Genomic DNA, 12,841 nt, shown 5'->3' with positions numbered 1-12,841 from the left:
CTCTCCCCAGAAACGAGTATAAGCTGGGTACAATTTTTGTTCCCAGCTATTTTTTTGCCCGTTTCTTAGTAAGGGTAATACCTAGCAGTTAACGAGACATAAATGTTGAACAGGCAAAATACACTAATAAATTGAATCAATTAAATACTGTTGCCGTTAAAAATTAGCTGCGGTAATTTCGCTAAAATAGGTTAACGTCAGTAGTCAGTCAACGCGCGGCATCTCATCAGATGATCATTTAGGGATAAATTGAGGAATATATGAAAAAGACCATCCTTGCATCAGCATTATTACTATCAATAGGCGTAGTGGGTTGCCAGTATTCTTCAGCTCCTTCTACGTCTGATGATGCTCAATCAGTTAATGGTTCAGATCTGCAACATAAGGCTAATCAAGTGATTGATAGCGCTTGGACTCAAGCAAGCCTAAAACAATTTGCTGCAGATCTAAAAGTCACTTATCGCATGGTGACCAATGTCCCTGAAGAAAGTTGCTCTGCAACACAGCCTGATGAGCAATGTTTTATCGCTGAAATTGATTTAACCAGTCCAGTGAATATTGCCCATGGCGACTGGGCGATTTATTTCAGTCAAATGCGGCCAGTGCAAGCTGTGTTAAATCCACAGTTTAGTATTACTCGGGTACAAGGTGATTTACATAAAATCGCCCCCACTGAGCAATTTAATGGCTTTAGCGCAGGCGTAACCCAACGCATTGGTTTTAGAGGCGAGTTATGGCAGTTATCTGAAACTGACCCTATGCCAAACTATTACATTGTGGTGGATGGTTTAGAGCCTGTCGTGATAGCGAGCACTCAATTAAGTATTGATGCCGAAACAGGCATGGAAGTTAGACCCTATGTTGAAGCCTTTACAGATGAGAAAAGGCAATATCGCAGAACCGCAACCGATAACTTAGCTTGGAGCCGCGCTGAGGTGTTATTTGAAGCCAATAATGCCCTTGAAGTTAATCGCGCGGCTGCTATTAATCGCATTATTCCAACACCGCTCAGCATTAGTGTTTCATCAAGTAATACACCGGTAGACTTATCCCAAGGCATTAAGGTTAATTACCAGCAAGTGGACTCATCAGCCGTTGCCGCAGCCTTGTCGAGATTAGCCAGACTTGGGGTTAACCAATCAGATACCGGCTTGTCGTTAGCGTTTGTTAAAAACAGCAAGGTTACAGCAAACGAGCAGGCGTTAGATGGCGCCTATCAGCTCAAGGTGGCCGTTGACGGCATTACCATTACCGCCGCCACCGACAGTGGTTTTTCATATGGCTTGGCGTCACTTACCGCATTAATCGACACCCAAGAGCTTAGTATAAATACTATGGTTGTTGATGACGCGCCGCGTTATGATTTTCGTGGTATGCACATTGATGTCGCCCGTAACTTTCATAGTAAACAGCTGATATTTGATTTAATTGATCAAATGGCGGCTTATAAGCTGAATAAATTACACCTGCATATGGCAGATGATGAAGCATGGCGTCTAGAAATTGATGGCTTACCAGAGCTGACTGAAATTGGCAGTAAACGTTGTCATGATTTAACCGAAAGCACCTGCTTAATCCCGCAGCTGGGCAGTGGTCCTTTTGCTGATGCCAGTGTGAATGGTTTTTATAGCAAAGCCGATTATATCGCCATTTTGCAATATGCCAGCGCCCGCCAAGTGGAGGTTATTCCGTCAATGGATATGCCTGGTCACTCACGTGCAGCGATAAAATCAATGGATGCCCGCTACCGTAAGTTGATGGCAAGTGGCGACAATAAAGCTGCAAATGAATATTTACTGACAGATCCCAATGACACCACTGTGTATTCATCGGTGCAGTATTATAATGATAACACCCTAAATGTTTGCTTGGAGTCCACCTATCACTTTGTCGATAAAGTCATTGATGAAATTGCTAAATTGCACCAACAAGCAGGGCATCCGCTAAAACGCTATCACATTGGCGCTGATGAAACAGCAGGGGCGTGGAAGCAATCACCACAATGCTTAGACTTTGTCGCTAACAATGACAAAGGGGTTACATCTATTGATGATTTAGGCGCTTACTTTATTGAACGGGTTGCCAATATGGTCAGCGCTAAAGGCATTGAGCCTGCAGGTTGGAGCGATGGCATGAGCCATACTAACCCAGACAATATGCCGGCTAAATCACAAACCAATATTTGGGATGTCATTTCACACCATGGTTATCAAAGAGCCCACAGCCAAGCTAATTTAGGTTGGGATACTGTGCTTTCAAACCCTGAAGTGTTGTACTTTGATTTCCCCTATGAGGCTGATCCTAAAGAGCATGGTTACTATTGGGCAACCCGCGCGCTGAACAGTCAAAAACTGTTTAGTTTTATGCCAGATAACTTACCTGCGAATGCTGAACAGTGGAATGACATCGAAAATAACCCCTTTACAGCAGACGATAGCGTTAAAAAAGATGATCAAGGTAAAGTCACCTCGGCGCCATTACAACCAGGTAAAGGCTTTAGCGGTATTCAGGGGCAAATTTGGAGTGAAACCATCCGCAGTGATGAAGTGGCTGAATATATGATGTTTCCACGACTGCTAATGCTAGCTGAAAAAGCTTGGCATAAAGCAAAGTGGGAAGTGCCGTATCAGTATCAAGGCGCGGTGTATCATAAAGACTCAGGCTATTTTAGCGCTGACATGCGTAAGCAGCAGCAACAGCAATGGAATGACATTGCAAATACCTTAGGCCATAAAGAGCTGGCTAAGTTAGATATGGCTAACATTGAATATCGCGTGCCAACAGTGGGGGCAAAAATTGAAGATGGGTTGCTTTATGCGAATATTGCCTTTCCTGGGCTTAAGATTGAGTATCGCCAACTCAGTGGAAATAGTGACAATAACGCTGCTGAAACAGCGCAATGGCTTGAATATCAAGCGCCTGTAAAGGTATCAGGTAATATTGAGATAAGAGCAATTTCCGCATCAGGAAAACGCAAAGGGCGCTCGTTATTTCTGTAGCTGGCTTTTATTGCGGCGCAGTTAACTTAAAACAAAAGACGTTAATCAAATGATTAACGTCTTTTTTATTATCAAAACAGTAAAAAACTCAGATTTTACAATTTAAATATTGAGTTAAAAACAATATAAATCATCAGGTTAAATGTTACTTTGTTGTTTGTTTTATAAACGCTTTAAAAAATAAATGACAACGCTGTCATTTGTGGTGTAACATAAAGTTAACTTACAAAAGAGCCTATAAAAATCAGTTATAAAAGGCTTGGGTAATAGAGACAAGAGGGATGTCATGAGCGTTAATCAGCAAAATGAATCACAGCTTTATATCGGAATTGACGGTGGTGGCAGTAAGTGCCGCGCCAGCATATTTTGCCCACAAAAAGGTGTGATTGGCACTGGTGTAGCGGGTAGAGCTAATCCTCTTCACGGACTAGAACAAACTTTTAATTCAATTATCGAATCAACCAAGCTTGCCTTGGCAGACGCAAACTTAGCAGCAAGTGATGCGCAGCAGTTAATCGCCGGTGTCGGCCTTGCTGGCGTGAATGTGCCGCGTTTATTTGACCAAGTGAACAACTGGCAACACCCGTTTGCCAAAATGTACCTCACCACAGATTTACATACTGCCTGTATCGGTGCCCATAATGGCGATGATGGTGCGGTGATCATTACCGGTACTGGCTCGTGTGGCTTTGCCCATGTAGGCGATCAAAGTTTATTAATTGGTGGCCATGGCTTTGCATTAGGTGACAAAGGCAGTGGCGCATGGTTAGGCCAAAAAGCCGCTGAGCATGTATTGCTGAATTTAGATGGTTTTGCTGCCGATACTGCATTAACCAAATTATTACTAGCCCACTTTAATGTTGATGATGCCATGGGCATTGTCGAGCATCTTGCTGGGCAGTCTTCAAGCACCTACGCCAAATTAGCCCGTATTGTGCTGTTATGCGCTGACAATGGTGATGAGGTTGCCACTGATATTGTGCAACAGGGAGCGGGTTATATTAGTGATATGGCCAGAAAGTTATTTGCCATTCATCCGAGTCGTTTTTCGATGATTGGCGGCCTAGCAGAGCCATTATTACATTGGCTAGACATTGATGTGGCTAGCAAAGTGGCAGATGCGCTATCACCGCCGGAAATCGGTGCTATTTTGTTTGCGCAGCAACAATTTGCCGCAGATAACCGCAAGGGTGTTTAGCTCGCCGCTTTATTTTGAACTTGCTTAAAATTTTCAGTGTTAAGGGTAGAACTCATCGCCATGCACTGCTCAGTAACTTGATACCTCAATGGATCAACTTGAACTTAAAAAGGTTAACTCGATGACAAATACAATTATGGAACGTGAAGCACGTTCAGCACCGCAGAAAATCGCTGAGCAACTGGCTGCTAATGCTGGTTTAACCAAAGAACTAGGCGAAAAACTTCGTAGCTTTAAGCCAAAGTTTGTAATGATTGTTGGCCGTGGCTCATCAGATCACGCTGGGGTATTTGCTAAATACTTATTTGAAATAGAAGTGGGCATTCCAACTTTTGCCGCAGCGCCATCAGTTGCCAGTGTGTATGGCAAAAGCTTACAACTTGAAGGCGGCTTAGTGATTGTTATTTCACAATCAGGCCGTAGCCCAGACATTTTGGCACAAGCCAGAATGGCAAAAAATGCTGGCGCTTTTTGTGTCGCATTAGTCAATGATGAAACCGCGCCGATTAAAGATATTGTCGATGTGGTATTGCCACTGCGCGCAGGTGAAGAAAAAGCGGTAGCAGCCACTAAGAGTTACTTAGCAACTTTATCTGCTATTGTGCAACTAACCGCAGAGTGGACGCAAAGTGAGTCGTTAGCCGCCGCAGTAGATTCAATGCCAAGTGCATTACAAACCGCAGTTGACGCCGCGCCGCAACTAACGCCAGAGTCATTAGCAGGGGTTAATAACCTTGTGGTACTTGGCCGTGGTTTAGGTTATGCCGTGACTAAAGAAATCGCCCTTAAAATGAAAGAGGTTTGTTCTATTCATGCTGAATCATTCAGTAGCGCTGAGTTTTTACATGGGCCGGTGACTTTAGTTGAAAAGAAACTCGCTATTGTCGATGCCTGCATTAATGATGAGTCTTATGAAAGCCATATCGAGCAAATCGAAAACGTACAACAACGTGGCGCAGACTTGGTGCATTTAAATCAAACATCATCTGAAATACACCCGCGTGTTGCGCCATTAGCATTGCTACAACGTTTTTATATCGATGTCGCCGCCGTCGCTGTTGCCCGTGGTATTGACCCTGATCAGCCAGAAGGGTTGAAAAAAGTCACCCAAACACTATAAGTTTGACTCGACTGTGAGCATTAAGAAGTAAGCTGTTAAAGATTAACGCAATATAAAGAGAACATTATGAGACAAACCCTAATAGCAGGCGGTTTTTTTGATGGACAGCAATTTCATCAAGATGCGGTGATCTCTATTGAAGACGGCCACATCATCGCCTTAGATTCAGTATCGAATGCGAAAGAGGTGCGTTTACAAGGCACGCTAGTGCCAGGGTTTGTTGATGTTCAAGTCAATGGCGGCGGCGGGGCACTGTTTAATAGCGCACCAACCCTTGAGTGTATTGAGACCATAGGTCGGGCACATGCTCAATTTGGTACTACAGGTTTTCTGCCGACGCTTATTACCGATAAAGTTGAAGTGATGGCGCAAGCCGCTGATGCCGTGGCCGAGGCCATTAAGCTGCAATCTGCAGGGGTGTTAGGGATTCACTTTGAAGGGCCACATTTAAGCGTGCCTAAAAAAGGCGTGCATCCACAATCGTTTATTCGCAGTATTTCAGATGAAGAACTGGCGATATTTTCACGACAAGATCTTGGTATAAAAGTGGTCACCTTAGCCCCTGAAAATGTTTCAGTTGAGGTGATAAAAACCTTAGTCGCTAACGACGTTAAGGTGTGCTTAGGTCACTCAAATGCCGATTATGACACTGTGCTGGCGGCGTTAAATGCTGGCGCTAACGGCTTTACACATTTGTTTAATGCAATGTCAGGCTTTGGCTCCCGTGAACCGGGTATGGTGGGGGCAGCGCTAGAAAGTGATGCAGCATGGTGCGGACTGATAGTTGATGGCCACCATGTTCACAGTGCGACCGCTAAAGTTGCCCTTAAAGCTAAGCCCCAAGGCAAAATCATGTTAGTAACCGATGCTATGCCACCGGTGGGACTGGATGATGATGCCAGCTTTGAACTGTTTGGCACCGAGGTCATACGTCAAGGTGATAGACTCAATGCTAAATCAGGCGAGCTGGCAGGTTGCGTACTTGATATGGTTGGCGCAGTTAACAATAGCGTCAGCATGCTTGGCCTCAGTTATGAAGAAGCCCTTAGAATGGCATCGTTATATCCAGCGCAGTATCTACAGCAAGCTAAGCTTGGCACCATAGCCGTAGGTCAGCGCGCAGACTTAGTGTTGTTAGCTGCCAATGCAAACGATAACTCGCGTTATCAAGTTAACCAAACTTATATCAATGGCGATGTGGTTTTTAGCCGATGCGATAAAGGCTAATGTATGTCGACTAAAACCGCTTTGAAGCCAAGATTAATGTCATTGGACGCCCTGCGCGGTTTTGACATGTTTTGGATCCTTGGCGGCGAAGGCCTATTTGCTGGATTATTTATATTAACCGGCTGGGCAGGGTGGAATTGGTTTGACGGCCAAATGCACCACAGTCAATGGCATGGATTTAACTTTTATGACCTTATATTCCCGCTGTTTATTTTCCTCTCCGGTGTGGCTTTAGGCCTGTCACCAAAACGCTTAGATAAACTACCACTGCAGCAGCGACTGCCCTTGTATCGTCATGCGATTAAGCGCCTTGGGTTACTGATTTTTTTAGGGGTACTTTATAATCATGGTTGGGGCGTTGGTATGCCAGCAGATCCCGACAGTGTGCGTTATGCCAGTGTATTAGCCCGAATTGGTTTTGCATGGTTTTTTGCTGCCATATTAGTGTGGCACACCAGCTTAACAACCCAAATTGTTGTCGCTATTAGTCTATTAATTGGCTATGGGCTTATTCAGTTATACCTTCCTTATCCCGATCTCACCTTATATCCAGGGCTAGTTCAAAACCCAGAGTTAGCTCAAGCAGCTGCTAATCAATCAGCGCAAACATTTGCCCGCTTTAGCGCCGAAAACAGTATTAACGCCTACGTGGATTCAATACTGCTACCAGGTAGCGCTTATCAAAATAGAGCCGTAGATCCTGAAGGCGTACTATCCACACTACCGGCAGTGATCAATGGCTTAATCGGTGTGTTTGTCGGTCATTATATTGTTAAAGCCAAGCCGCCCTTATGGGGGCTTACAGGTGAATGGCTAAAAGTCTTTAGTATGGTGATAATTGGCACGGTGTTATTGTCATTGGGCTGGCTGTCAGACTTGGTTATTCCAGTAAATAAAGACTTATGGACCAGCAGTTTTGTGTTGGTAACCAGTGGCTGGAGCATTATCTTACTGGCCATTTTTTACGCCATTATCGACGTACTTAAATGGCACAAATGGGCCTTTGTTTTTGTGGTGATTGGCACCAACGCTATCATCATCTATATCGCGTCTAGTCTGGTTAATTGGCAATACTTAGCCAATAGTTTATTGGGCGGCTTTATTCGCGCCACCCCAGCAGACTGGCAACCATTACTCTTTGTACTGAGCTTACTGACAGTGCAATGGTTAATTTTATTGTGGCTTTATCAACGTAAAATTTTTATTCGCATCTAAAGGCTGTTTTAAGAGCTGTCACTAAGAACTGTTTATAAGAGCTGTTTATTAGGACTGTCACTAAGAACTGCATGCAAGATTTATTTTGGGGCTTGTAGTGTGATCAATGATTTTTAGTTGCTAATAAAAATGACAGCGTTGTCTTTGCTGTGTTTATGTTTTAACATGAAACGCACAACGCCTATGACCTGCAGTAACATAGACAGGTTAAAGTGTTGATAAAACCTCAATAACAATAAGACTCATATGGGGCACTAGTAGGAAGTCAGTGTCGAAATATCAATGACAATAAGAAGCAGGGTTTATGGAAACAACAATGAATAATAGTCAGCAAAAAAGCAGCATAGTGCCCATGGCCATTGTGGCAATACTCTTTTTCGTATTAGGGTTTGCGACTTGGCTTAATGGTTCGTTAATGCCATATCTAAAGCAAATCCTTCAGTTAAGCCCTTTTCAAGCATCGTTAATTCTATTCTCTTTTTATATCGCAGTAACATTTACCGCACTACCTTCAGCTTGGCTTATTCGTAAAGTGGGTTATAAAAATGGTATGGCGCTGGGTATGGGTGTGATGATGGTGGCGGGGTTACTATTTATTCCAGCCGCTAAAACCCAAGTGTTTGCATTGTTCTTACTAGCGCAACTGGTTATGGGCGCTGGGCAAACATTACTACAAACCGCTGTTAACCCCTATGTGGTTCGCTTAGGCCCTGAAGAGTCTGCTGCAGCGCGTGTTAGTGTTATGGGTATTTTAAATAAAGGCGCGGGCGTTATTGCCCCAATGGTATTTACCGCATTAATCCTTGATAGCTTTAAAGATCGCGTCGGCACCACCCTAAGTCAGGTTCAAATTGATGAAATGGCTAACAGCTTAATTCTGCCGTATTTAGGTATGGCAATCTTCATTGGTATCTTAGCCTTTGCGGTTAAGAAATCACCGCTACCAGAGCTTGAACAAGATGAAGCTGAAGAGGGCACCAGTAAAGGTCAAATTAAACAGGCACTAGCAAAACCTAACTTAGCCCTTGGCGTGGTGGCCTTGTTTGTGTATGTGGCTGTAGAGGTAATAGCTGGCGATACCATTGGTACGTATGCACTCACCTTAGGGGTTGAAAACTATGGGGTGATGACCTCATACACCATGATATGCATGGTAGTGGGTTACACCTTAGGGATTATTTGTATTCCACGGTTTATATCTCAGCCTAATGCGCTACTTATCAGCGCCATACTTGGGGTGGTGTTGTCCTTTGGTATTGTATTTGGTGATAGCAGCTCAACGGCTATTTCTGACAGTGTATTAGTGCCATTTGGCGGCGCACAACTGCCAGATACCTTACTGTTAATTGCCTTTTTAGGCTTGGCTAACGCAATTGTTTGGCCAGCAGTTTGGCCGTTAGCCTTATCAGGTATGGGTAAACTAACCAGCACAGGTTCTGCACTACTTATCATGGGTATTGCTGGTGGCGCTTTTGGCCCAGTATTCTGGGGCTTAACCAGTTCAGCGACCTCCCTAGGGATGCAAGGTGGCTACTTAGTGATGATCCCATGTTATCTATTCATTTTATTTTATGCGGTAAAAGGCCATAAGATGAAAAGCTGGAAATAATCCTGTTACTCCCCTTCAGGATTATCAAGAGAGCCAATAGGCTCTCTTTTTTTATGCCAAAATCTAGATTGCTATTTTGAACCAACTAAAGTCGTGGTGCTTCGCTCAAACTAGATATAGTACGCAAGTTTTTTTAGTGTTTTCAAACTCCGTTTGGATTAACGTCGTGGCGCTTCGCCCACACCAGAGTCAAGGGGGAAACTGCTTGTCCCCCTTAACAATCCCTCAGCCCCCCGACGAAAAATGCTGAAAAGTGCATAATTTTCGATGGGGATTGATCCAGATTTTAACTTCGTTTATAGACTGCTTCGGTCATTGTCGAAAAGCCCTAACGCTTCCGATAGGCCATCCGTGGCCTAACGAAAGCTAGCTTGGCATCCATGCCAAGCTCACGGCCTTTTCTCGATGCCCTCAATTCATATTGAGCCTTTTAGGCTTTCAAATTTTAGGTTTTCTAACTTTTTCTTTTACTTTTACTTGTAGCAAAATATAAAGCTAAATCGAAGAGATGCAAATTCCAGTGTAAGCGTGGCTGTGACTACTGATGGCCATGGATGGTGGGAATGTCAAAATTTGTATGGAACAAATTTGACCACGATATGGCGAAGTTTTACTGTGTGAAACGCTCTGAGCGAGAGGCATGGATGCCGAATTGGCTGTTTAACATAGATGTTATTTGTCATGGCCAAGCTGTCAGGGATGCAGATTTAAAATCAACAGCCAGCGTCTCGCTGTTATATCTGCACATTAGGTCGCTCTTTCATATCTGACCCATAGGGATATGGAAAATGTCATTATGATGTCGGGAACATCATTGACCATGTGATCGCGAGATTCGTATATCCTATACATCACCTGCTAAAGGCAATGGGTTAGATTGAAGTAATGGTCTTCCAAAACCTAGTTAATATTCATGAAGTAAAAATTGAAGTAAAACTATATATCACTTTAAAGTATAACCACTTAGGGCGGAGTTGGGTAACCTCGAACAAAAAATGGAGAGCACCATTTAAGGAAGAAGCCAATCAACAATGATGTGCTACTAAAATGTTTACTCTGACCCCAATAGTTAATTAACCGTACCACTACATACAGCCGCTTAAATCATTTCAATATTTAAAGGAGTAAATTTGAAACTTTTCACGTTAGCTTGTGTTGCTTTGTCATTTTCTGTTCATGCTGAATTAGGGGTTGTTAAAGTGAGTGATTTTGAACTTGAGTACGAAATTTTAGGTGATGGTAAGCATACCGTTTTACTTGAGTCTGGTGCGAGTGCGGGGTTATCTGATTGGGACCCCATTTTTAATCAAATTTCAGTACATGCCAAAGTCATTCGATACTCTAGGGTAGGCAATGGCAAGTCTACAAGCATAAAAAGGCATTTCAGTTCACTCGACTATGCTGATTATGCTAGAGAGCTTATCGCTAAATTATATATCAAAGAACCAGTCATTATCGTTGCTCATTCCTATGGAGGGAATATTGCTAGGGACTTCGCTGTAGCCTATCCTCAGCAGATTAAAGGATTACTAATGCTTGAGCCATCATCTGAACATGATATTGATATTATGCGTGATATTGATTTGAAGCGAGCAAATCGGGAGATTGCCGAAGTTAAGTTAAATGATATGTCTGAAGGTATGTCTAATAACTATTTAGATTTCTGGAGTAAACGACCGTTACCCAATTACCCTCAAATCAAAGATATGCCGGTCACCGTTATTGTATCGACTAAAAAATTTGAGAACCCATCAAACTTATTCTTTAGTGAGAGAGCTAGAAATATGTGGGGTAAACATTGGCAAGATTGGGCTGGTACATTTCCTAAAGGTCGCACAGTTTTGACCGAAAAAAGTGGCCATTACGTTCAATTTGATGAACCTCAATTAGTCGTAAATGAACTGCTCTTGCTAATGAATAAATTGCAATAAACTTATTATGGGTGTCACTGTTAAATTCATAAAAAAGAAAGCCGTTCACGTTAAGTGAACGGCATTAGCCAATAGGCTCTCTTTTTTTAGGCCAAAATCTAGATTGCTATTTTGAACAAGTCAAAGTCGTGGTGCTTCGCCCACACCAGAGTCAAGGGGGAAACTGCTTGTCCCCTTAACAATCCCTCAGCACCCCGACGAAAAATGCTGAAAATCGCATAATTTTCGATGGGGATTGATCCAGATTTTAACTTCGTTTGTAGACTGCTTCGGTCATTGTCGAAAAGCCCTAACGCTTCCGATAGGCCATCCGTGGCCTAACGAAAGCTAGCTTGGCATCCATGCCAAGCTCACGGCCTTTTCTCGATGCCCTCAATTCATATTGAACATTCACGCTTTTAAATTTTGTTACTGATGAAGTTAAATCGAAGAGATGAAAATCCCGGTGTAAGCGCGGCTGTGACCGTCCATGACATGAACGTCATGGCCGAGCTTTCAGGGATGAACTTGCAGCGTGTCACAGTCATGCTTGCACGAAAGCCTGCGGCAGGCAATGGGTTAGATTGAAGTGATGACCTGCTGTAACTGAGCTAATATAAATGAATTTTAAAGCTGGTGCGGGTAACTCGTTTATGTCGGATAGACGACACTTGTTACCAAGTGCCGCCCTCCTAAGAACCCAGCGTGCAACTTTCACTGCACTAGGCTCAAGCCTCCACAAAGGTATCGTTTGATACCCAGCAACTTATAAAGCAGTGAGAGCTGGTTCATTCCAAGAATTACGAGCTTGTCTTTTCGATTTTCTCCTAGCCAAATATTCTTGGTATTGAGGATCGAATGGTATAGCTGCATTTCGGATTTTTTACATGTTTCTCAATGGGCACTTTGACTATTTGGAATAGATTGAATTGGCAATCCATATCCTTGACCTTCTGCCAACCGTGAAATTGCCATTGGCCTTTGCGGTTGATGAAGTATTTAAGGGCTACCCAAGTCTTAGACTTTGTTGGATGGCGCCTTACTGCCCAGTGCCATAACGTATAGAATAGTTTGTGCCCAACATAACCGAATACTTGTTTAGCAACGCAATGACGATAATAATTCGCCCAACCCCTTAGTTTTGGATTTATCAGTTTGATAAGATCGTTAACTGGGATGGTTGCGTGCTTTTTGATGAGTTCGCGCAGGTTACTCAAGAACAACAAGGTATTGGATTTACTCGGTTTAATGAGTAATTTCCCTTTGTACTTCCTGTGATTGAACCCTAAGAAGTCAAAACCCTTGCTGATGTGGGTAATATGCGTTTTCTCTTCGGAGAGTGTTAAGCCTCTTTCCGCTAAGAAATCAACTATCAACGGTTTGATATCGTTCTCGAGCACTTCCTTTGAAGCGCAAGTGACGACGAAATCGTCGGCGTATCCAATAAAGTTGGCTCTGGCACCCTTTTTGAGTGCTGTAGACTTTATGCGCTGCTCAAGTCCTGCAAGGGTCATTAGCATCAAGGTTGGGGATATAACCCCTCCTTGTGGCGTGCCCTCATCA

The 12,841-nt window shown here is 43.3% G+C and carries 8 protein-coding genes and 1 pseudogene; 8 read left to right on the top strand and 1 reads right to left on the bottom strand.

Annotation, left to right across the window (positions count from 1 at the left end; genetic code table 11):
* The first annotated feature begins 260 nt into the window (after positions 1-260).
* The 8 genes from BM739_RS17510 (at position 261) to BM739_RS20285 (ending at position 11,866) form a co-directional block, all read left to right on the top strand.
* The gene (locus tag BM739_RS17510; RefSeq protein WP_076542942.1) at positions 261-2,999 is read left to right on the top strand and encodes a family 20 glycosylhydrolase; all 2,739 of its coding nucleotides are present in this window, start codon (positions 261-263) and stop codon (positions 2,997-2,999) included.
* A gap of 286 nt (positions 3,000-3,285) precedes the next feature.
* Entirely contained in the window at positions 3,286-4,197 is a 912-nt protein-coding gene (nagK, locus tag BM739_RS17505) for an N-acetylglucosamine kinase (RefSeq protein WP_076542941.1), read from the top strand.
* A gap of 121 nt (positions 4,198-4,318) precedes the next feature.
* On the top strand, positions 4,319-5,317 hold the full coding sequence (gene nagB-II, locus BM739_RS17500; RefSeq protein WP_076542940.1) for a glucosamine-6-phosphate deaminase NagB-II: 999 nt from the start codon (positions 4,319-4,321) through the stop codon (positions 5,315-5,317).
* Positions 5,318-5,383: 66 nt separating this feature from the next.
* Positions 5,384-6,544 carry an N-acetylglucosamine-6-phosphate deacetylase gene (gene nagA / locus BM739_RS17495; protein WP_076542939.1) on the top strand — a complete coding sequence of 387 codons (1,161 nt, stop codon included), beginning with the start codon at positions 5,384-5,386 and terminating at the stop codon, positions 6,542-6,544.
* A 3-nt stretch (positions 6,545-6,547) separates the two neighbouring features.
* Complete coding sequence (gene nagX, locus BM739_RS17490; protein WP_076542938.1) at positions 6,548-7,759, top strand: transmembrane glucosamine N-acetyltransferase NagX; 1,212 nt, start codon at positions 6,548-6,550, stop codon at positions 7,757-7,759.
* A 304-nt stretch (positions 7,760-8,063) separates the two neighbouring features.
* Positions 8,064-9,368 carry an N-acetylglucosamine MFS transporter NagP gene (gene nagP, locus BM739_RS17485; RefSeq protein ID WP_076542937.1) on the top strand — a complete coding sequence of 435 codons (1,305 nt, stop codon included), beginning with the start codon at positions 8,064-8,066 and terminating at the stop codon, positions 9,366-9,368.
* 1,130 nt (positions 9,369-10,498) lie between these two features.
* The gene (locus BM739_RS17475) at positions 10,499-11,299 is read left to right on the top strand and encodes an alpha/beta fold hydrolase (RefSeq protein ID WP_076542935.1); all 801 of its coding nucleotides are present in this window, start codon (positions 10,499-10,501) and stop codon (positions 11,297-11,299) included.
* Between the two features lie 414 nt (positions 11,300-11,713).
* Positions 11,714-11,866 carry a hypothetical protein gene (locus tag BM739_RS20285; protein WP_175609546.1) on the top strand — a complete coding sequence of 51 codons (153 nt, stop codon included), beginning with the start codon at positions 11,714-11,716 and terminating at the stop codon, positions 11,864-11,866.
* 178 nt (positions 11,867-12,044) lie between these two features.
* On the opposite strand, the pseudogene BM739_RS17465 reads toward BM739_RS20285, so the two are convergent.
* Positions 12,045-12,841 (bottom strand): annotated as a pseudogene (locus BM739_RS17465) (group II intron maturase-specific domain-containing protein); the annotation flags it as partial.

The organism is Shewanella sp. UCD-KL21, assembly GCF_001957135.1.
Lineage (GTDB): Bacteria > Pseudomonadota > Gammaproteobacteria > Enterobacterales > Shewanellaceae > Shewanella.
This window is presented reverse-complemented; position numbering and strand designations above follow the sequence as displayed.